The sequence below is a fragment of the Lutibacter sp. B1 genome, from assembly GCF_012524075.1.
GTDB lineage: Bacteria > Bacteroidota > Bacteroidia > Flavobacteriales > Flavobacteriaceae > Lutibacter.
Map to the genome: position 1 here is coordinate 19,067 of NZ_JAAZUI010000013.1, position 20,686 is coordinate 39,752.

Annotated in this window: 19 protein-coding genes; 15 read left to right on the top strand and 4 right to left on the bottom strand. The window is 29.1% G+C overall.

Translation table 11 applies throughout. The features are described from left to right. Positions 1-64: 64 nt before the first annotated feature. From HGB55_RS08960 to HGB55_RS08970, 3 genes are all read right to left on the bottom strand, one after another. The gene (locus tag HGB55_RS08960) at positions 65-1,873 is read right to left on the bottom strand and encodes a glycoside hydrolase family 15 protein (protein ID WP_168816555.1); all 1,809 of its coding nucleotides are present in this window, start codon (positions 1,871-1,873) and stop codon (positions 65-67) included. A gap of 1 nt (position 1,874) precedes the next feature. Next, positions 1,875-4,082, bottom strand: a complete 2,208-nt coding sequence (locus HGB55_RS08965; RefSeq protein WP_168816556.1) for a bifunctional alpha,alpha-trehalose-phosphate synthase (UDP-forming)/trehalose-phosphatase — start codon at positions 4,080-4,082, stop codon at positions 1,875-1,877. A gap of 189 nt (positions 4,083-4,271) precedes the next feature. Next, positions 4,272-4,649 (bottom strand): helix-turn-helix domain-containing protein, encoded by a 378-nt coding sequence (locus HGB55_RS08970; RefSeq protein WP_168816557.1) that lies wholly within the window; start codon positions 4,647-4,649, stop codon positions 4,272-4,274. A gap of 141 nt (positions 4,650-4,790) precedes the next feature. Between HGB55_RS08970 and HGB55_RS08975 the strand changes: the two genes are divergently transcribed. From HGB55_RS08975 to HGB55_RS09005, 7 genes are all read left to right on the top strand, one after another. After that, positions 4,791-5,774: an aldo/keto reductase gene (locus HGB55_RS08975; RefSeq protein ID WP_168816558.1), complete on the top strand. Its 984-nt coding sequence runs from the start codon at positions 4,791-4,793 to the stop codon at positions 5,772-5,774. Between the two features lie 8 nt (positions 5,775-5,782). After that, positions 5,783-6,757, top strand: coding sequence for an aldo/keto reductase (locus HGB55_RS08980; protein ID WP_168816559.1), 975 nt, complete (start codon positions 5,783-5,785; stop codon positions 6,755-6,757). Between the two features lie 39 nt (positions 6,758-6,796). Continuing rightward, on the top strand, positions 6,797-7,225 hold the full coding sequence (locus HGB55_RS08985) for a hypothetical protein (RefSeq protein ID WP_168816560.1): 429 nt from the start codon (positions 6,797-6,799) through the stop codon (positions 7,223-7,225). Positions 7,226-7,339: 114 nt separating this feature from the next. Then, positions 7,340-9,172, top strand: a complete 1,833-nt coding sequence (locus HGB55_RS08990; RefSeq protein ID WP_168816561.1) for a sugar-binding protein — start codon at positions 7,340-7,342, stop codon at positions 9,170-9,172. An 80-nt stretch (positions 9,173-9,252) separates the two neighbouring features. After that, entirely contained in the window at positions 9,253-10,287 is a 1,035-nt protein-coding gene (locus HGB55_RS08995; protein WP_168816562.1) for an AraC family transcriptional regulator, read from the top strand. Positions 10,288-10,373: 86 nt separating this feature from the next. Next, positions 10,374-12,023, top strand: a complete 1,650-nt coding sequence (locus HGB55_RS09000; protein ID WP_168816563.1) for a glycosyltransferase family 39 protein — start codon at positions 10,374-10,376, stop codon at positions 12,021-12,023. A 102-nt stretch (positions 12,024-12,125) separates the two neighbouring features. Then, positions 12,126-13,949 (top strand): cellulase family glycosylhydrolase, encoded by a 1,824-nt coding sequence (locus HGB55_RS09005; RefSeq protein ID WP_168816564.1) that lies wholly within the window; start codon positions 12,126-12,128, stop codon positions 13,947-13,949. A gap of 4 nt (positions 13,950-13,953) precedes the next feature. Here the strand turns inward: HGB55_RS09005 and HGB55_RS09010 are convergent, their stop codons facing one another. Continuing rightward, positions 13,954-14,316, bottom strand: coding sequence for a helix-turn-helix domain-containing protein (locus HGB55_RS09010; protein ID WP_168816565.1), 363 nt, complete (start codon positions 14,314-14,316; stop codon positions 13,954-13,956). A 160-nt stretch (positions 14,317-14,476) separates the two neighbouring features. Between HGB55_RS09010 and HGB55_RS09015 the strand changes: the two genes are divergently transcribed. From HGB55_RS09015 to HGB55_RS09050, 8 genes are all read left to right on the top strand, one after another. Beyond that, the gene (locus HGB55_RS09015) at positions 14,477-15,349 is read left to right on the top strand and encodes an SDR family oxidoreductase (RefSeq protein WP_168816566.1); all 873 of its coding nucleotides are present in this window, start codon (positions 14,477-14,479) and stop codon (positions 15,347-15,349) included. Between the two features lie 150 nt (positions 15,350-15,499). After that, on the top strand, positions 15,500-16,642 hold the full coding sequence (locus HGB55_RS09020) for an MFS transporter (RefSeq protein WP_168816567.1): 1,143 nt from the start codon (positions 15,500-15,502) through the stop codon (positions 16,640-16,642). Continuing rightward, a complete protein-coding gene (locus HGB55_RS09025; RefSeq protein ID WP_168816568.1) occupies positions 16,642-17,025 on the top strand; it encodes a hypothetical protein in 384 nt (127 codons plus the stop codon). The genes HGB55_RS09020 and HGB55_RS09025 overlap by 1 nt, the downstream gene beginning before the upstream one ends. Further along, on the top strand, positions 16,998-17,165 hold the full coding sequence (locus tag HGB55_RS09030) for a hypothetical protein (protein ID WP_168816569.1): 168 nt from the start codon (positions 16,998-17,000) through the stop codon (positions 17,163-17,165). The genes HGB55_RS09025 and HGB55_RS09030 overlap by 28 nt, the downstream gene beginning before the upstream one ends. A gap of 180 nt (positions 17,166-17,345) precedes the next feature. Next, complete coding sequence (locus tag HGB55_RS09035; RefSeq protein WP_168816570.1) at positions 17,346-18,269, top strand: 1-phosphofructokinase family hexose kinase; 924 nt, start codon at positions 17,346-17,348, stop codon at positions 18,267-18,269. Between the two features lie 87 nt (positions 18,270-18,356). Next, positions 18,357-19,376 (top strand): aldo/keto reductase, encoded by a 1,020-nt coding sequence (locus HGB55_RS09040; protein WP_168816571.1) that lies wholly within the window; start codon positions 18,357-18,359, stop codon positions 19,374-19,376. A gap of 105 nt (positions 19,377-19,481) precedes the next feature. Further along, a complete protein-coding gene (locus HGB55_RS09045; protein WP_168816572.1) occupies positions 19,482-20,045 on the top strand; it encodes a TetR/AcrR family transcriptional regulator in 564 nt (187 codons plus the stop codon). A 188-nt stretch (positions 20,046-20,233) separates the two neighbouring features. Then, on the top strand, positions 20,234-20,680 hold the full coding sequence (locus HGB55_RS09050; RefSeq protein ID WP_168816573.1) for a cold-shock protein: 447 nt from the start codon (positions 20,234-20,236) through the stop codon (positions 20,678-20,680). Positions 20,681-20,686: the final 6 nt, after the last annotated feature.

Sequence of the window (20,686 nt, forward strand, 5' to 3'; positions counted from 1 at the left end):
AGCACATTTGTGCTTCTTTTTATTTATTAGGTGTAATAGAGTAGGTAGAGGTTAAGTTTGTAATTTAATGTATAGCATCTAAAATTTTACCATCTTCACTAATATAATCGTCTTTTGATAAATTAATTGCTGTTTCAATTAAGGCTAAATGTGAATATGCTTGAGGAAAATTACCTAAAAGGCGTTTGGTTTTAAAGTCTATATCTTCACTAAACAAACCAACATGATTGCTATACGATAAAAGTTTTTCAAACATACTTTTAGCCATTTTTCGTTTTCCTATAGCATTTAAACTGTTGATTAGCCAAAATGTACAAATAGTAAAAGAAGAACTTGGTAAACCAAAATCATCTTTATTTTTATACCTGTACATTAATCCGTCTTCACACAACTCTCTTTCCGTTGCCAACACCGTATTCACAAATTTTTCATCTGTGGCATCAATAAAACCATAGGTTTCCATTAATAAATTAGCTGCGTCCAAATCATTAGAGCCATAAAATTGAGTAAAAGCATTTACATTTTCATTCCAAGCATTTTGGTAAATATCATTTTTAATTTTATCAGCTAATGGTTGCCACATTTCTATATATTCTTTAATTCTCAAGATTTTAGCTATTTTAATTGCTCTGTCAATGGCAACCCAACACAGTACTTTTGAAAAAGTAAAGTGTTTTTCATCAGTTCTAATTTCCCAAATACCTTTATCAGGCTTTTCCCAGTTGTCTTCAACAATTTTTACAATATTTCGCGTAATAGTCCATAAAGATTCACTGTTATCTAGCGAAGTTTCAAAATTTTTGAACTGTTGATAGATAACATCAACCAAAATACCATAAATATCATTTTGCTTTTGGATATATGCAGCATTACCAATTCTCACCGGAGCCGAATTTTCATATCCTTTTAAATGAGACAGCGTTTCTTCAGTTAATTGTTTTTCTTTATTAATTCCATACATTATCTGAATTTTTTCATTTTTGTCGGGAATAATATCTATAATGAAATTCATGAAACGTTTTACATTATGCTGATGACCTAATTGAGACATTACTTTAATTACCATTGAAGCATCTCTAATCCAACAAAAACGGTAATCCCAATTTCGTTCTTCACCAATAGTTTCAGGAAGTGAAGTAGTGGCTGCGGCTAAAACTGCACCGGTTTTATCGTAACTTAATATTTTTAATGTTAAAGCACTTCGTATAATATCATTAGTATATTTAGATGTTATATTTGTTTTATTAGACCAATTTAGCCAGTAAACTTTTGTGCGCTGAAGTTTTAAATATTGTCTTTCTACTGTTTGTTCCAATAATTTTTGATTATAACTTAACAGCATAAAAGCATCATCCTCTAAAAAAAACTGCGTTTTGTTTTGTATATTATTTTTATCAAGACTGGTATATAAATAAAGTGAATCGTACTCTCCGTTTTTTGTAAAACTTTTAATATAATCAGGTTTTATAATAGATTCAGTTTCAGGTAGAGCATACTCTAATTTAGGATTGTAATTTACTGATAATATGGGTTTTCCACTTATATATTTAAAGTATCTGATTATATCCGGCGGATTGTAATAGCCCATATCTTCTTTTTGGTATCTGGGCATAAAATCAAACACCTCAAATGCATCAATTCCATTGCTGAAACGTGTACACAAAATATTGGTACTCTTAATATAAAACTGTTTAGTAGTATACTCATCGCTTACTATTATTTCAAAAGAGCCTCCAATTTCTTTATCAAGTATTTTCGCAAAAACTGAAGATGAGTTAAAATCGGGTAAGCAGCACCAATCAATAGATCCGCTTTCAGAAATCAATGCAGCGCTTCTGCAATTCCCAATAATTCCGTAATTTAAATTCGTCATATTAATTATTTTCAATAAAGGATTTAAGTAAAGTTCTAACGTCTTTATAACTATCTACATAATATTTTGCAGCAGATTTATCTGTTCCAACTTTAATAGTTAAAGCATTTTTGGGCAATTCTTTAAATAAAAATTCATCGGTCCAATCATCGCCAATAGCCATTAAAAAATCAAAAGTTTTATCAGTTAAATATTCAATTGCTGCACTTCCTTTATTTATTCCTGACACTTTAATTTCAATTACTTTATTACCTTCCAATATTTCCAAATCTTGATTAGAAATTAAGTTTGACACATTAGCGCGCAGTTCTAAAGCTCTTAACACACCTAATTCTATATCGGCTTTTCTGTAATGCCAAACTAAAGAATGAGTTTTTTCTTCAATTAAACTTCCCGGTGTTCTGTCTACATAAGATTCTAAAATGGGTCTTATATTTTCTTTCCAATTGGATTTTTTTGGGTTTCTTTCTCGCCAGTTCGCATGTTTTTCTTTTATCCAAGCTCCGTGTTCAGCTATAATCGTGTAATTTTTATCGCCAAACCATTCATTTAAAGTTTGCTGATCTCTACCACTAATTAAAACCAATTCATTATTTGTATCATTTGCTAAAATATTCAATAGTCTTATAAGTTCTGCATCAGGAACAGCGGCTTTAGGTGTATCGAAAAATCGTTGTAAAGTTCCATCATAATCCAAAAACAACACTCTTTGATTTGCATTTTCATAAGCATCTTTAAGTTTTGTTTTAAGACTCACAGAAACCTTTCGAGCTTGATATTCTGCTTGTTTTTCTTCAGTTTTATGTAATGCTTCAACAAAATCAGATGCCCATTTATAAACATCGTATCTGGTAATTCTGTCCTGCATTGCAGTAATGCTTTTTTTCTGATCTTCATCACTCATTATCAGTGCTTTATAAATAGCGTTTGATACATCTCCAATATTATTCGGATTTACGGCAATTGCTTCACCTAGTTCTTTAGAAGCGCCAGCCATTTCACTTAAAATTAAAACACCTTTATGATTTATTTTTGAAGCTATAAACTCTTTTGCCACTAAATTCATACCATCTCTTAAAGGAGTAAGTAACGCAATATCAGCCGAACTGTATAACTCAATTAAATTATCAAACGGCATAGATCTATAAAAATAAATAATAGGATTCCAGTTTATAGTACCATAATAACCATTAATACTACCCACCAATTTTTCTACTTCACTTCTAAGGTCTTGATATTGTTTTACATCTACACGCGACGGAACCGTTAACATGATTAAAGAAACCCTTTCTTTATACTCAGGATGATTTCTTAAAAAATGTCTGAAAGCTTTTAATCTGGCAGGAATACCTTTAGTATAATCTAACCGGTCAATAGAAAGTATTAATTTTCTGTTAGGCACACTTAGTAAAAATCTATCAATATCCTGATGTTCTTTTGAGCGTTCTTGTATAGGTTTGGTTTGAATTTCAAGAGCTTTATCTTCAAATTTCTTATAATCTATTCCCATAGGGAAAACATCAATATAAATTTGTCTGTTTTCAAGGTTAATTTTATTAAAATCAACATCATGTCCTAAAAGGCGTTTTACTGAACTTATAAAATGTCGTGCATAGTCATATGTATGAAAACCTATCAAATCGGCTCCTAAAACACCATTGAGAATTTCTTCACGCCAAGGTAATATTCTAATAATTTCATACGAAGGAAATGGAATATGCAAAAAGAATCCAATACTTAAGTCGGGCCTTTTTCTTTTTAAAATTTCAGGCACAAGCATTAATTGATAGTCGTGAACCCAAACAGTATCATTTTCATTAGCATTTGCAATAATTGCTTCAGCAAAAATTTCATTTACTTTTTTATATGCCTGCCAAAAGTCTTCTTTAAACTTACAATATTCAATAAAATAATGAAATAATGGCCAAAGTATGGTGTTGCTAAAACCATCATAATAATTTTCTATAAGATTTTCATTTAAAAAAACAGGTAAACAAGCTTCTTTTTGTAGCAATGTTGTTATTTGGTTTTCTTCTTTTCTAGATTCAGCATTTAATCCCGGCCAACCTATCCATAAACTGTTGTTACTTTTATGGTACGATTTTAATCCGGTTGCCAATCCTCCGGCGCTTGGTATTACTTCTAATTTTTCATCATTTTTTTCAATTTTTACCGGCAATCTGTTTGAAACTATAATTAGCCTTTTCATAATTGTTTAATTTGTTTTTTTGATTAGAATTACTTCAAAAGTACAAATTTTGAAAGCCAACTTAGCTTATTTTATAATGTTTCTGTAAATAATTACAAACCTTATTTTTTAAAAGGTAAATACTGTTAAATTGATAATTAAAACAAAAAGATATTGTTATTTTATCAATCAAATAAAATTTAAAATCTTCTATTTAATTGTTATTGAAGAGCTGCATAACTGCATTGAATTTTCTCCGAATTTACAAAGCATATCTAAAAGTTCTGAAAGCTTTTTACCGGATTCAGTTAAAGAATACTCAACTCTTGGAGGTGTTTCTTTATACGACGTTTTGGTAATTAGACCATACCGTGTTAATAACCTTAATCTATCAGCTAAAACAGTATCACTTATAAATTCCAAGTCTTCTTTTATATTTTTATATCTTATGCTTCCATCTTCAATACAAAACAGCACATCAGTGATCCATCTTCTACTTACTAAATTTAACAGCTCGTTTAGTGAGCATCGGTTTTCTAAAAATACTTGATTGTTGTAATTTGTTGAAGTCTTTTTTCTTTTGTTCATTTCTAATTAAATAATGAGTAACTAATAAAAAACTAAGTTATTGAAATTATATTTTTTAATTGATACATTTGATGAAAAGTTAACCAATCGCTATTAAAAAGGTCTTTTTTTAAACATTTTTTAACATTAAAATCATTTATTATGGAATATAGAAAAATAGCTAACACCGATTTAGAACTTTCAGTAATTACTTTTGGAGCATGGGCAGCAGGAGGTTGGATGTGGGGCGGAACCGAGCAATCAGAATCTGTTAAAGCCATACTCGAAGCTTATGATAAAGGAGTAACATCAATTGATACTGCACCGGTTTACGGAATGGGAAAAAGTGAAGAAATTGTTGCCGAAGCTATTAAAGACATTTCAAGAGATAAAGTTCAAATTCTTACAAAATACGGTTTAAAATGGGATACTAAAAAAGGAGAATATTTTTTTAGCAGCAAAGATAATAGTGGAAATGATATTGATTTACACCGATATTCGTCAAAAGAAAGCATTATAAAGGAATGTGAAGACAGTTTACGTAGGTTAAAAACCGATTATATCGATTTGTATCAAATACATTGGGCTGATCCTACAACACCAATTCAAGAATCAATGGAAGCGGTTACTCAACTTATAAAAGAAGGAAAAGTACGCTACGCCGGAGTTTGTAATTATACAGCTGAGCAGTTCAAAGAAGCCGAAAAGTATGTAAATGTGATCTCAAATCAAGTACCATACAGTATGGTTAATAAAGGTATTGATAAGGATGTAGTACCTTACTCAATACAAACAAATAAAGCAATTTTGGCATATAGCCCAATAGAAAGAGGTTTATTGAGCGGAAAAATGAAACCGGGATACAAATTTTCAGAAGGTGATCACAGAGCGTCACATCCATTTTTTACAGATGAGTTTATTGCTAAAACAAATTTATTTTTAGCTAAAATTAAACCTATTGCTGATGATAAAGGAGCTACTTTGGCACAGTTGGTTTTAAGATGGACCATTGATAAGCCGGGGATTACAATTGCTTTAGCAGGTGCCAGAAATGCAAAGCAATCTGTACAAAATGCAGGAGCTGCTGATATTAAACTGTCTAAAGAAGAATTTGATTTTATTGCTAAAGAAGTAGAAAAACTATAAAATTACCAATGAAGTACAGAATTTTAGGAAAAACAGGAATCAAAGTTTCGGAAATAGGTTTTGGAGGATGGGCAATAGGCGGTAGCTGGGGACATCAAGATAAAAATGAATCGATTGAAGCTTTACATACAGCAATTGATAATGGTGTAAACTTTATTGATACAGCACAAGGGTATGGAGAAGGGAAAAGTGAAAAAATTATTGCCGAAATTTTAAAAACCAGAAAAGAAGAAATTACTGTTGCCACAAAAATGCCTCCCATAGAAGGTGCTTGGCCTCCAAGTCCGTATTGTAAAATAGAAGACAGATATCCTGAATGGTATATCAGAAAAAATATTGAAGAAAGATTATCAAACCTTAATACCGATTGTATTGATGTTCTTCAACTGCATACTTGGACCAGAGCTTGGAATAGTAATCCAACCGCACTGGAAATCCTTCAGCAATTAAAAAAAGAAGGAAAAATAAAGGCAATAGGAATTTCAACTCCGGAGCAAGATCAAAATAGTGTAATTGATTTAATGAGAAAAGGGTATTTAGATGTTGTTCAGGTAATTTATAATATTTTTGAACAAGAGCCTGCTGCAGAATTATTGCCTGTTGCAAAAGAATGTAATGTTGGCGTTATTGTTAGAGTTGCTTTTGATGAAGGTGTGCTTACAGGTAAATATACGGCAGACAGTAAATTTGAAGAAGACGATTTTAGAAATAAGTATTTTGAAGGTGATCGTTTAGCAAGAGCAGTAGCCAGAGTTGAAAAAATTGAAGCAGAAATAAAAGAATCTAATTTAACTATGCCACAATTGGCACTTAAATTTCCATTGGCTCACCCGGCAGTTAGCACAGTTATACCGGGAATCAGAAATAAAAAACAGGCTTTGTTAAATACGGCAATTTCCGATTTAGAAAATCTTTCTGGTGATTTACTGAAAAGATTGCATAAGCATTACTGGCATAAAGGCGTTTGGTATAGCGGAAAATAAGTTTTAATATATTTCTAACATAAATATATTATGGTTAAAATGAATTTTATCTACATAATGGTAATTGCAGCCTCTTTAATATGTTGCAGTAGCGCTAATAATACTAAAACATTAATTAATAATAATTTAGTGGGTAAATGGAAATGGGTATCTACAAATGGTGGTATAGCATCTCAAATCCATAAAACACCTTTAACAATTGATAAAAACATTAAGTTAACATTATCTAAAAATTACATTTTTTCAATTACTGAAAACACCAACATTGTTTTAGAGGGAACTTATAGCTTATCACAAAAAAAATCAATTTATGATGGTGAAATGAAGACATTTATTCATTTATCCGATAATTATGAAAACCAAAATATTGTTGTTACAGGTATCGTTACTTTTATAAGTAATGCTGAATTGCATATCTCGGATAATAAACATGATGGTTTAGGTAGTGTCTTTAAAAAAGAAAATTAAGCCTTGAATACCTTGATTATTAATTGTTTTACAACTAAAAATTATTGATTTGTTAAAATTAGGATTGCTCTAAAAATGATTTTTTTCTTTAATTTTAGTCAAAAATCATTTCTTATGAAACCTTTATACTTAACTTTATTACTATCCTTATTCATTCATCAATATTTCTTAGGGCAAAATGAACAAACAATATTTATTGATATTCCGTCTCAACAAAAGCCTTGGAATACTTTAGATTGGAATGATTCTCCCAGTCAATTTCAATTTGCAATAGTAACTGATAGAACAGGAGGGCATAGACCCGGTATTTTTATGGATGCTATTAGAAAATTAAATTTGTTGCAGCCGGAATTTGTAATGAGTGTTGGTGACTTAATTGAAGGTTACACCACCGATGTTAAAAGGTTAGATTCTGAATGGACAGAATTCAATAGTTTTATTGATAGTTTGCAAACTCCTTTTTTCTATGTTCCCGGAAACCATGACATTACCAATAAAGTTATGGAAAAAAAATGGCAAGAACTTTTTGGTGTAACATATTACCATTTTGTGTATAAGGATGTTTTATTTTTATGCTTAAATTCTGAAGATAATTATAGAGGAGCAGGAAAAGGTACTATTGATGATGAGCAGTATGAATATATAAAAAAAGCTTTAGAAGATAACAAAAATGTAAAATGGACTCTTGTTTTTTTACATCAACCTTTGTGGGTGCAAGAAGACACCAAACGTTGGTTAGAGGTTGAAAAACTTTTAGAAGACAGAAATCATAATGTATTTGCCGGTCATTATCATCGTTATTGGAAAACAGAGCGAAATAACGGTAAATATATTGCTTTGGCTACAACCGGAGGAGGTAGTAAATTAAGAGGTACTGCTTATGGTGAATTTGATCATGTAGTATGGGTTACCATGACTGAGAAAGGACCTATACTTACAAATTTATTACTTAATGGTATTTGGGATGAAAATATTGTAACAAAGGAAATTGTTGATTTAGTTAGAAACCGACCTTTCCCTGTACAAATAGAACCGGTATATATTGAAAACAAAAAGACAGAACAACTTAGCACTTCATTAAGAATTACAAATACTACTGATTATAAAATGTCAGTTAAAATACATACATATACACATCCATCAGTTTTTTATAAGTTAGATACATCAGAAATTATTGTTGAACCTAATGATGTATCAAAACTTACACTTTCCTTAATTAATAAAGAAGGAATTGATCTTACAAAAATGGCACCTATACATATTGAAGCCGAAGTAAAGTACGATTATGAAGGAAGAACGGATCTTGTACTTAAAAATACCATTAATTTTATGCCATTTCCTAAACTAATGGTTAAAAAAATAAAAAAGGATATAGTTTTGGATGGTAATTTAAATGAATGGGGAAATAATTGGATAACAATAGATAATTTTAAAGGAATTCCTTTTGATTATAAAGGACCTAACGATTGTTCCGTTAAATTTTCTACCACTTATGATGAAACAAATTTATACTTAGCATTAAATATTCAGGATGATGAACTCTATATAAATGAAGGCATTTCACCGTGGCAACAAGATGCTTTAATTGTAGGTCTTGATGCTCGCCCAAAGCATATTAGCGCTGTAAATGTAGGTGAAAGTCGCGGTAAAGATTGGTTATTATATTTTCGTTCATTTAAAGATGAAAACGCTTTATACGGTGAAGAATTTTTACCAAAAGGCGTTAAATCTGCCATAAAAAAATCAAAAAATGGGGTAACTTTAGAAATAGCATTTCCAATAGAATATTTAAATAAAATGCAAATGAATTCTTGGTCTGACTTACGACTTGGTGTTGGGTATTATGACTTTGATGATAATGGAGAAAAAAGAACAGAACATTTTTGGTATCCTTCTTGGGATTCTAACGAAAATATTTCAGGCTCCGGAATGCTTTTTAAAGAATAATATTTTTACAATAAAATATTCAATAGTATATTAATTTTAAAAAATTCATTTAATTTGTATATGTTAATTATACAGAGTAAATGTTAAGAACAATTCAGATAATAGCTATACTACAAGGTCTTTTTTTAATTTTAGTACTACTTAAAAATAAAAAGAAATATAAATCAACCACCTTTTGGTTATTTTTTGGAAGCATAGCTTCTGTTCTTTTATATTTAATAGGTGATGACGGCAGCAATATTTTTAAAAAAGGTGCTGATTGGTTTTTGTTTGACAGTTCATTATTTGTAACTTTTTTACTTTTATTCCTTAAATATTTTAAATCCGGGAGCGATAAATTTTCTAAAAAAGATTATTTGTTTTTTATACCCAACATTATCTTTTTTAGTATTGAAGCAACAGAAATTATTTTAAAGAAAGAAACTGTATTTATTGAAATTGTTGAATTGTTAATTGCAATAACATTTTTGATGTATGTGATATATATAGTGTATGACGTTATAAATACTAAAGGAATGAAATGGGTTCTTTACTTCGTTATTCCTATTGGCTTAATAAAAAGCTACATGTATGTAGTAGATTCTTTGGCTTTTTTTGGTATTGCTAAAATGAGAATGTCAAATAATGAAGATTTTAATAAATATTTGTTACTTATAATTGCTTTTTTATTCTATTTTGTTATTTATAATTTAATAACTAAACCTATAGAGTTTTTGCCTAAACCCACTTTAAACAAGTATAAAACTTCCGGTTTAAAACCGGAGCTTATCAAAAAATATGAAGGAGATTTAATTCAGTTAATGGAAGAAGATAAGCTTTTTTTAGACCCTAAACTTTCTATTGTAACTGTTTCAGAAAAATTAAATATTCCCAGACAATATATTTCTGAGGTGTTAAATTTACATATGAATATTAGTTTTCAAGATTTTGTAAATAATTACAGAGTAAATGAATTTATTAAATATCTTCAAAAAGACCAATATGCTCATTATACCCTTTTTGGTATTGCAAATGAAGTTGGTTTTAATTCTAAATCTTCTTTTAATGCTACTTTCAAGAAAATTAAAGGAGTAACACCTACTGAATTTAAACAAACACTTGTTAAAAACAGCTAAAGTTGTACAAAATGATTATGTTGGACTAACCTAAAACAATCTACTTTACAGTAATACGTTTTTTTGCAAAACAATTACCAGTTACAATGATAAAATGGATAGGCAAAAGCGCCAATACAAAACTTACTTTATTACTACTTATTACTTTTTTTATTTCTTGCTTAAAACTAGGAAGCTGGGGGTTAACAGAAACAAGTGAAGCCAGATATGGTCAAATTTCAAAAGAAATGTACATTTCAAAGGATTATGTGCATCCAAAACTATTGGGTATTCATCATTTTCACAAACCTTTGCTAACGTACCATATAACTGCGCTAGGTTATGCTATTTTTGGTGTAAATGAATTTGGAGCTCGTTTCTTTTTACAAATAGCTTTAATAATTCAGTTATTATTGGTTTATCATATCTCTTTAATTCTTTTCAAAGATAAAAATATAGCACTTAATACTTCTATAATCTATTTTTCGTTGCCTTTAGTTTTAATTTCTGTTAGAAATTTAACAACAGATGCTTATTTAAATACATGTATTCTTTCAAGTATCTTTTTTTGGCTGAAATTTCAACAAAATAATCATAAAAAATATTTTATATACCTGTTTTTTATTTGTTTAGGATTGATAATGAATATTAAAGGACCGGTTGGAATTTTATTTTCAGTAATTTTTATACTAATTTATAAACGTATTTTTAAATTTAACTATAAAATAGATTTTCATGTAATCACAGGTTTCTTTATTTTTATTGGAATGTCATTTTTTTGGTTAGCTCTTTTATTGAAAGAAGATCCTTTATTATTTAATTACTTTTTAGATGAACAAATATTAAAAAGAATAACAACTAATTCGTATCACAGAGCAAAACCTATTTGGTATTATTTATTAGTATTGCCATTAGCAATTTTACCTTGGTTAATTCCTTCAGTACAAGGTATATTTACCAATATAAAAACTACTCTTGAAAAGAATAAAACAAAAAAGCTACTGGCATTCAACATAATTGCAATATTTTTAATTTTTTCGTTATTTAAAACAAAACTTATTTTATATGTTTTACCTATTTCAAGTTATATTGCTATTTTATCTTCAAAAATTTTATCTGAATATAAAAATGAAAGATTAAAAAAATACAGTATCTTTTTAATAATACTAACGGTATTATTGATAGTAACGTTTTTTTTATTACCAACAATAGATCATTCATTTTCAATTAATTATAAAATTCTATCGGCACTCACATTAGCTTTGTTACTACTGTTTCTATTCATCTATAAAAGAAAAGACACGATGTTATCTAAAGTAGTCTATTCCGGATATTTATTTGGAATCGTTTTATTATTAGGATCAACACTATTTTTCAATTCTAATGAAATCAAGATCAATTCGGTTAAACCTATACTGAATTTTATTGAAAATAATGCATCTTTAAAAGATAGAAAAGTAGTTATTTATGATTATTTATTGCCTTCAGCTTCATTTTATTCAAACGAAAACATATACACTATCAGTAATGGTCACAATACCGTTAAAAGAGATGTAAGGTTTGAAGAAAATGATGGTTGGAAAAATTATTTAATTGATGTTAAAACTCCCGAAGGAATAACACAGTTAGATTCTCTTTTAAAAAAAGATATTGTTCTTATTACGCGAAAAAATAGACCTTTAGCAGATAATTTACAATCTAAACAAACCAAATTAAATAATGAAATTATTTTTGGTAAGTGGACCCTTTTTTATTAATATTTCGGGTAAATTCATAAATACTGAAAAAAGTTTATATTATTTAATTTTCTCTCTTTTAAAAGTTTATTATTATTTAAATTTGATAAACATTTAAGCTTTATGAAAAATTTAATTTTAGGAATATGTATTATTATATGTTTCCAACCTATTAGTTATGCTCAAAAAATAGATAATTTTATAACTGTTTCAGGAAATAAACTTATGGACGAAGATAAAGAGTTCAGGTTTATCTCTTTTAACGTTCCAACACTTAATTATCAGGAAGATGAAATGAGTTTCACGCAAACAAATCCATATAAATTACCTGATGAATTTGAAATGAGAGATGTTTTTGAAACTGTGAAAGAAATGGGAGGTCAGGTAATTAGAATTTATACAATACCTGTTAGAAATAAAAACTTTCCAAAAGAGGCTCCAACGTATGTTGAAAATCCGGGGCAATTCAATGAAGAAGCATTTAAAGTTACCGATACCATGCTTGCTTTGGCAAACGAATACAATATTAGAATTATCTTTTCATTATTAAACAATTGGCAATGGATGGGCGGAAGACCTAATTATGCTGAATTTAGAGGTAAAACTGCTGATGATTTTTGGACCGATTCTCAATTAATTAATGATTTTAAAAAAACAATTGAGTTTACAATTAACAGAGTAAATACAGTAACAGGAACAGCATACAAAGATGATAAAGCTATTATGTGCTGGGAAACAGGAAACGAATTAACCAGTCCGTTTGAGTGGACTAAAACCATTACCAGATATATTAAAAGTTTAGATACCAATCACTTAGTTTTAGACGGTTACTACGCCATTGACAACAGCCCTGTATTGGAAGAAGCTATTTTAGAACCTTCAATTGATTTGGTTTCATCTCATCATTATGAAACAAACCCTTTTGATATTCCTAAAAATATTCAAAGAAATGTTGATGTAATAAAAGGTCGAAAGCCATATTTAGTTGGTGAATTTGGTTTTTCGAGTACTGAAGCTTTAAAAAATGTGTTGGATACTATTATAAAAACTGATGGCATATGCGGTGCTTTAATTTGGAGTTTAAGACATCATAGAAGTGAAGGCGGATTTTATTGGCACTCCGAACCAATGGGAGCGGGTGTTTATAAAGCATATCATTGGCCGGGATTTGAAACAGGAATAGCTTATGATGAAGTTAATTTAATGAAAATGATGAGGGAAAAAGCTTTTGAAATACAAAATAAAGAAGTTCCTAACATTAGCATTCCTAAACAACCTGAACTTTTACCTATTGAAAATGTATATTCAATAAGTTGGAAAGGATCAATGGGAGCTTCAGGATATACAATTGAAAGAACAAATTCAAAAGAAGGTGCTTGGAAACTAATTGGTTATAATATTCCTGACAATGTTCCTTATTTTCCTTTATATCATGATAAAACTGCTCAAATAGGAAAAAATTATTATTACCGTGTTAAAGCAATAAATTCAGCAGGTGTTTCTGAAGCGTCGAATATAGTTGGTCCTGTTAAAGTAACGGAATTAGCACTTATTGATGATATGAAAAACATAGGTACATTGTACAGCAGTAAAAATATCAAGTTAGAAACAGGCAATGATAGAAATTATAAAGAACTAATTAATAGAATAAAAGGAGAAAAAGGTTCTGAAATTATATATAATATCCCTGGAATTTTTAAAGAATTCAGTATTTATACTTTTGAAAAAAATGAAACTCCTTTTTTAACTATTCTAGGTTCTGTAGACGGAATACAATGGGAAACTTTAAAATTAACACCTGAATCATTTATAAATTCTGAAACTAATTACGGTTATTTAATTCCTAAAATATATAGGTACAACCAACAAAAATCTTTAAAATTTATAAAAATTGAATTTAAAGGAATAAGTGAAATATCTAGAGTTAAATTACTATATACTAACTAATTAATTAAGTTTTAAATATTGCTCTAGACTTTTCAATACCAGGCATGTTTTCTAAAGCCCATTCGGTTAAATTTTTGATATGAGGTAAAAGACTTTCACCGCGTTCTGTAATATTATATTCAACACGAGGAGGTACCTCAGGATAAACGGTTCTGTTTACTAAACCATCAGCCTCAAGAGTTTTTAAAGTAACTGATAGCATTTTTTGAGATATACTGCCAATAGTTCTATGAAGCTCAGAAAATCTCATTTTATCGGTATCGCCTAAAATCAAAATAATTAGGATAGACCATTTATCGCCTAATCTATCTAGTACATTTCTTACGGGACAATTTTCTTCTATGGAAAATTTTTTTAACTCAATCATTTTTTAATCTATTGATTTACTGTAATACTAACATAAAGGTAAGTATCTGACTATTAGGTACGTTCTTGTTTAGTAATATGTAACTGCTTACCTTTACTTACCAAAAGTAACTAAAAAACTTTTAGTTACTGTAATAACTAATTATAAAAATAAATAATAAATGGAAAAAATACTGATTACAGGTGCAACAGGTTTATTAGGAAGTTCAACTATAAAGTATCTTTTAAATAAGGGTGTAGAAGCAAAAAACATTTACGCTTTAGTAAGAGATACAAAAAAAGCAGAAAATTTAGTTGAAAAAGGAATAAACTTAAAAATTGGAAATTATGACGATTATCCGTCTCTGGTTGAAGCATTTAAAGAAATTGATAAATTATTTTTTGTTTCGGGAAGTGAAATACCAAAACGAGTGGCACAACACGAAAATATTGTAAAGGCAGCTAAAGAAGCTAAAGTGAAGCATATTATTTATACAAGTTTTCAACGTAAAAATGAGACTGAAACATCTCCAATAGTTACAGTTGCCGAAGCACACTTAAAGACTGAAGATTTATTAAAAAACTCAGGAATTAACTATACCATTATGAAAAATAATCTTTATATGGACATTATTCCTATGTTTATAGGAAACGTTTTGGAAACAGGAACTATTTATCAACCGGCGGCTGATGGTAAAGTAGCCTTTGTTTTGAGAGATGACATAGCTGAAGTTGCAGCAAACATTTTAACAACCACCGGGCATAAAAACAAGGAATATGATATAACTGCCAATGAAGCGTATTCATATAATGATATTGCTGTAATGATTTCAGAAATAACAGGTAAAACAATTAATTATATTTCTCCTTCTGTTGAAGAATATAGAAAAACACTCACTGATGCAGGTGTTCCAAATGAAATTATTGGAATGACAATTGGTTTTTCACTTGCTCAAGCTCAAACTGAATTAGATCAAACAGCTAACATATTTGAGAACTTACTCGGCAGAAAACCTGTTTCACTACAAGAATATCTGAAAAAAGTTTATAAATAACATTGAAAAAGTATTGTAAATTATTAGAGCAGACATAAGTGTCTGCTTTTTTTAATACTAAGAAAAAAATAAGTAATAAATTTAATAATAAATAAGCTTTTACAATTAAAAATAACAACTGATATTTGCTGTTTTTAATAAAGCAAAGTAATGGAAGTTAAAGTAAAACAACGCATAGCATTAAGTATTTATTTTTTTCTTACCGGATTTTGTTTTTCAACGTGGGCATCACGCATTCCAACAATTAAAACAGCTTTCAACTTTAATGAGGCACAATTAGGTAATTTACTTTTAGCAATGCCTATAAGTTCGTTGATAGGTTTACCTATTTCGGGTTGGTTAGTTTCAAAATTTCATAGTAGATCTCCGCTTTTAGTTTCGTTCATTTTCTTCACTATTGCTTTAATGTTAATTGGACAAACAACTAATATTTATGCATTGATAATAGCTGTAAGTATCTTTTCATTTTGTATGAGAATTCTAAATATCTCAATGAATACACAAGCAATTGCTTTACAAAAGAATTATGGAAAAAAAATAAACGGTTCATTTCACGGCTTATGGAGTATTGGAGGTATTGCTGGCGTAGGTTTTTCTACTTTAATGGTGAAATTTCAGATTCCTATGACAAAACATTTATTATATGTAGCTATATTTTCATTTCTTTTAGCCATTTTAGCGTATAGGTTTTTATTGAGTAACGACAGATCTCCTCATGGAAATAAATTACAAATTGGAAAACCTGATAAATTTATTTTATATTTAGGATTGTTGGTGTTTTTTGCAGCTATTTGTGAAGGCGGTATGTTTGATTGGAGTGGAGTATATTTTAGAGAAGTAGTACATGAAGAAATATTTACGTTAGGTTATTTGATCTTTATGATTTTTATGGCATTTTCACGCTTTTTTTCTGATAAAATAATTGACAATATTGGAATTGAAAAAATGTATATTTTAAGTGCTATTACGGTTGCATTTGGCATATCAATAGTTATCATTTTTCCATATTTTTGGACTTCTATTATTGGTTTTAGCTTTGTTGGTTTAGGTGTTGCAGCAATATTTCCTATGACTTTTTCTTTAGCAGGAACATCAAAAAAATATTCCGCAGGTATGGCAATTTCAATCATTTCAACATATAGTACTATAGGTATGTTATTAGGTCCTCCAATTGTTGGTTATATTGCTCATTTATTTAACCTTAGAGTTTCCTTCATTTTATTTATGGTTGCCGGATTAATGTTAATACCGGTTTCTCAACTGTTTTTTAAACATCAGAAAAAAGAGAATTAATGAAGTATTCTTTAAAAAATAACTTAGACAAAGACGAATCAAAGGCTGTTTGGAAAATTTTATGTGCTTGTAATAATGATTTTGTTCCTCCTTTAAGCAGCAGATTTAGCACTTCTGATATCTTATTTGAAGAAGATAACAATGCTGAACTTCCAAAACAGTATTTTGAAAGTATTATTGATCAAAATTTTATTTTAGTAAAGGATACTGATAATAAAGTTATTGGTTTTTTATCATTTATCAATGGTTACAGTAACCAATATTTATTAAAGTTTTCACCCTCAAATTATATTTCAACCATTTGTGTGACCCAAATTACAGAGGATTGGGTATTGGAACTGAATTATATAATTTTATGGAACAAAACCTACCACCAGCATTAACTTCAAACTTTATAACCATTAGGACTTGGAGTACTAACTTTACACAATTAAAAATGTTAGAAAAAAGAAAGTATAGATTGGTTAAAGAAATTAAAAACCATAGAGGAGAAGGTATTTCATCATTATATTTTATAAAATAATAACCTATTTTAGGTTTTAAGTAACTTTAGTTGACATATTTGTTTAGTTTAACAATTAAAAAAATTACAAGTTAACAGTAAACTTGGTGCAGTAAAAAAATATTTGAATAGCACTTCTTATAAAAGTTAAATTACTACATTTATTCACTTTTAATTCTTTTTATTTAAAAAAATTACAACGTGAATATTATAACATTAACACTAAACCCGGCTTTAGATAAAAGTGCAAAAATAAATGGTTTAGTTCCAGAACAAAAATTGAGATGTCACTCAATTATTAATCAACCCGGTGGAGGAGGTGTTAACATTTCTCGCTTATTAAAAAGGTTACAAATAAATACTGTTTGTATGGTGATTTTGGGAGGAGATACCGGAACTTTTTTTGAAGAGTTGCTTATAAAAGAAGAGGTAAAACCAACTAAAATAGTTGTAAAAACTCCAACAAGAGAAAATTTTTCGGTAGTTGATACTCAAACGGGTTTGCAATACCGATTTGGAATGCCTTCTAATGAAATTTTTCAATTAGAAATGGATGTAATTAAAAATACGCTTTTGCAAACAGTAAAAAAGGATGATATTTTAGTTTTAAGTGGTAGTTTGCCTGAATCAATGCCAACTGATTTTTATGCACAATTAATTAAATTGATTTCTAATGTAGGAGCCAAAATTATTTTAGACACCTCAGGTAAACCATTAGCTGAAGCTATAAAAGAAAAGGTATTTTTAATAAAACCTAACCAAAAAGAATTGGCTCAGCTTGCAGGAAAAGATTTTTTAACCAATCCTGAACAGGAAGCTTTTGCTTTACAACTTGTAAATTCAAAACAGGCAGAATATGTTGTTGTATCTTTAGGTGCTCGTGGTGCTTTTATGGCCTCTAAAGATGGTGTCATTTTTCAAACAACACCATCTGTTAAAGTCAATAGTACAATTGGAGCAGGAGATAGTATGGTTGCCGGTTTAATTTATGCCTTACAAAATAATTTATCTCCAAAAGAAGTACTTAAATGGGGCGTTGCTTGTGGCGTAGCTACTACTATGAGTGAAGGAACTAATTTAGCTTCTGTTGTAAACATTAATAGAGCTTTAAAATTAATTAAATAAAAAATTAGTATTTCCTTAACTTTTCATATATAATTTTGTAGTATATTTACAGACTGATTAGTCAGTTTAACTTAAATTATTTAAATTATGAAATACAATTTATTAGGAAACACAGGATTATTGGTTTCAGAGATATGCTTTGGAACAATGACATTTGGAGGAAAAGGCTTTTTTAAAGTTGTTGGAGATTTAGGTCAGAATGATGCAGACAGTTTAGTAAAACAGGCATTAGATGCCGGAGTTAACTTTATTGATACTGCAAATGTATATTCTGAAGGTTTGTCGGAACAAATTACAGGTAAATCTTTACGAAATTTAGGAATAGATAGAGACTCCGTAGTTTTAGCAACAAAGGCTAGAGGTACCATGGGAGAAGGTCCAAATCAAAAAGGATTAAGTCGTAAGCATTTGATGCATCAACTAGATGAAAGTTTAAGAAGACTTAATACTGATTATATAGACCTTTATCAGATTCATTCTACAGATCCTTTAACTCCAATTGAAGAAACGTTACGAGCTTTAGACGATATGGTACGCAGTGGTAAAGTACGCTATATTGGAGCAAGTAATGTAGCAGCTTGGCAATTAATGAAAGCTTTGGATTATTCTTATTACAATCGTTTAGAGCGCTTTGTTTCGTTACAAGCTTACTACACAATAGCAGGAAGGGATTTAGAACGAGAAATAGTTCCTTTATTGAAAGATCAAAAAGTTGGTTTGATGGTTTGGAGTCCTTTAGCTGGAGGATTATTAAGTGGAAAATACGAAAGAGAACCTAAAGAAGGTGATAGTGGAAGAAGAGCTAGTTTTGATTTCCCACCTGTAAACAGAGATAAAGCTTTTGATATAATTGATGCTTTAAAACCTATGGCTGAAGCAAAAAAAGTCACTGTTGCACAACTTTCTATAGCTTGGTTACTTCAACAGCCTGTGGTAAGCACAGTAATTGTTGGAGCTAAAAACTCTAAACAATTAGCCGATAATTTAAAAGCTCCTAGTGTTAGTTTTACGAATGAAGAATTAGCCAAATTAGATGAATTAAGTCAATTAGCACCCGAATATCCTGGTTGGATGTTTGAATACACAGGTGGTGATAGACAATTATAAATTACTACATATAAAAACTGCCTTTTAAAAGGCAGTTTTTATATTATTCAATTATTTAAAATATCAATTATTAAATATTTCTATTTTTGTAATTATTAATAATGAATGATAGATAAGAAAACCCAAATACTAACTACAGCAATAGATCTTTTTGTTGAAAAAGGGTTTGATAGAGTTTCTACAGCCGAAATTTCAAAAACTGCAGAAGTTGCTACTGGAACAATGTTTTATCATTTCAATACTAAAGAAGATATTATAATTTCATCCTATAAATTAATTAAAACGCAATTTATTTTACAAACTTTAGAAGGTAATTCACTTAATAATCCCATATATGACGTTTTAAAAACAAAATGGAAAAACATGATTTTATGGGCGATGAATCATAAAAAAGAAGTTCAATATTTATTACAGTTCAAAAATTCACCTTATTATTGTGATAATTTAATGGCAGAAGATGATACATGGAAAGAACTTGTGCATTGGTGGGAAAGAGGCATCCAAGAGAAAGTTTTTAAACAATTACCTTTAGATTATCTCTTAAAAACTTTTAATGATTTATTATTTGGAACGATAGAGTATTTGTTTCAAAATGAAGATAAAGTTGATGAGTACATTACTGTTTCTTTTAATTTATGTTGGGATTGTATAAGTTTAAAACATACATAAAACATCTTTTTTTATTAAAATAAAGTCTTATATTTGCCCATATTTAAAGAGCTTAGTGTTAATTAGTATTTACAATCAACAAAACTAAAATTTAGGATAACTATTTATTTTATATTCCTTTAAAATTAGTTTAGTATTTTCATTATTTTCTTGAACAATAGTATAAAAATTATAATTAAATAAAACGAATGGCAAAATCTCAGCAAACTTATAATAAGTCTGAAAAAGAAAAACAACGATTAAAAAAACGCGAAGAAAAACTTAAGAAAAAGGAAGCACGTAAAGCTTCTGGTGTTAAAGACAATGAATTTGTTTATGTAGATCACAATGGGAATTTAACAGATACTCCTCCAGATCCTTCCATGAAAGTTGTTGTTGATGCTGAAAGTATAGAAATTGGGATACCTAAAAAGTCTGATGCTGATTATGAAGAAATAGATCCTGTTAAAAAAGGTAAAGTTTCATTTTTTGATTCTTCAAAAGGTTTTGGTTTTATTATTGAAAATGACACTGAACAGAAGTATTTTACGCATGTTAGCGGTTTAATTGATAAGATTGCAGAAAATGATAAAGTTTCTTTTGAGCTAGAAAAAGGTTTAAAAGGAATGAATGCAGTTAGAGTTAAAAAAATATAGTTATTT

What these genes read in the sequence shown, in the direction of transcription:
- HGB55_RS08960 (WP_168816555.1), bottom strand. Translation starts at nt 1,873, where the DNA reads ATGACGAATTTAAATTACGGAATTATTGGGAATTGCAGAAGCGCTGCA.
- HGB55_RS08965 (WP_168816556.1), bottom strand. Translation starts at nt 4,082, where the DNA reads ATGAAAAGGCTAATTATAGTTTCAAACAGATTGCCGGTAAAAATTGAA.
- HGB55_RS08970 (WP_168816557.1), bottom strand. Translation starts at nt 4,649, where the DNA reads ATGAACAAAAGAAAAAAGACTTCAACAAATTACAACAATCAAGTATTT.
- HGB55_RS08975 (WP_168816558.1), top strand. Translation starts at nt 4,791, where the DNA reads ATGGAATATAGAAAAATAGCTAACACCGATTTAGAACTTTCAGTAATT.
- HGB55_RS08980 (WP_168816559.1), top strand. Translation starts at nt 5,783, where the DNA reads ATGAAGTACAGAATTTTAGGAAAAACAGGAATCAAAGTTTCGGAAATA.
- HGB55_RS08985 (WP_168816560.1), top strand. Translation starts at nt 6,797, where the DNA reads ATGAATTTTATCTACATAATGGTAATTGCAGCCTCTTTAATATGTTGC.
- HGB55_RS08990 (WP_168816561.1), top strand. Translation starts at nt 7,340, where the DNA reads ATGAAACCTTTATACTTAACTTTATTACTATCCTTATTCATTCATCAA.
- HGB55_RS08995 (WP_168816562.1), top strand. Translation starts at nt 9,253, where the DNA reads ATGTTAAGAACAATTCAGATAATAGCTATACTACAAGGTCTTTTTTTA.
- HGB55_RS09000 (WP_168816563.1), top strand. Translation starts at nt 10,374, where the DNA reads ATGATAAAATGGATAGGCAAAAGCGCCAATACAAAACTTACTTTATTA.
- HGB55_RS09005 (WP_168816564.1), top strand. Translation starts at nt 12,126, where the DNA reads ATGAAAAATTTAATTTTAGGAATATGTATTATTATATGTTTCCAACCT.
- HGB55_RS09010 (WP_168816565.1), bottom strand. Translation starts at nt 14,316, where the DNA reads ATGATTGAGTTAAAAAAATTTTCCATAGAAGAAAATTGTCCCGTAAGA.
- HGB55_RS09015 (WP_168816566.1), top strand. Translation starts at nt 14,477, where the DNA reads ATGGAAAAAATACTGATTACAGGTGCAACAGGTTTATTAGGAAGTTCA.
- HGB55_RS09020 (WP_168816567.1), top strand. Translation starts at nt 15,500, where the DNA reads ATGGAAGTTAAAGTAAAACAACGCATAGCATTAAGTATTTATTTTTTT.
- HGB55_RS09025 (WP_168816568.1), top strand. Translation starts at nt 16,642, where the DNA reads ATGAAGTATTCTTTAAAAAATAACTTAGACAAAGACGAATCAAAGGCT.
- HGB55_RS09030 (WP_168816569.1), top strand. Translation starts at nt 16,998, where the DNA reads ATGGAACAAAACCTACCACCAGCATTAACTTCAAACTTTATAACCATT.
- HGB55_RS09040 (WP_168816571.1), top strand. Translation starts at nt 18,357, where the DNA reads ATGAAATACAATTTATTAGGAAACACAGGATTATTGGTTTCAGAGATA.
- HGB55_RS09045 (WP_168816572.1), top strand. Translation starts at nt 19,482, where the DNA reads ATGATAGATAAGAAAACCCAAATACTAACTACAGCAATAGATCTTTTT.
- HGB55_RS09050 (WP_168816573.1), top strand. Translation starts at nt 20,234, where the DNA reads ATGGCAAAATCTCAGCAAACTTATAATAAGTCTGAAAAAGAAAAACAA.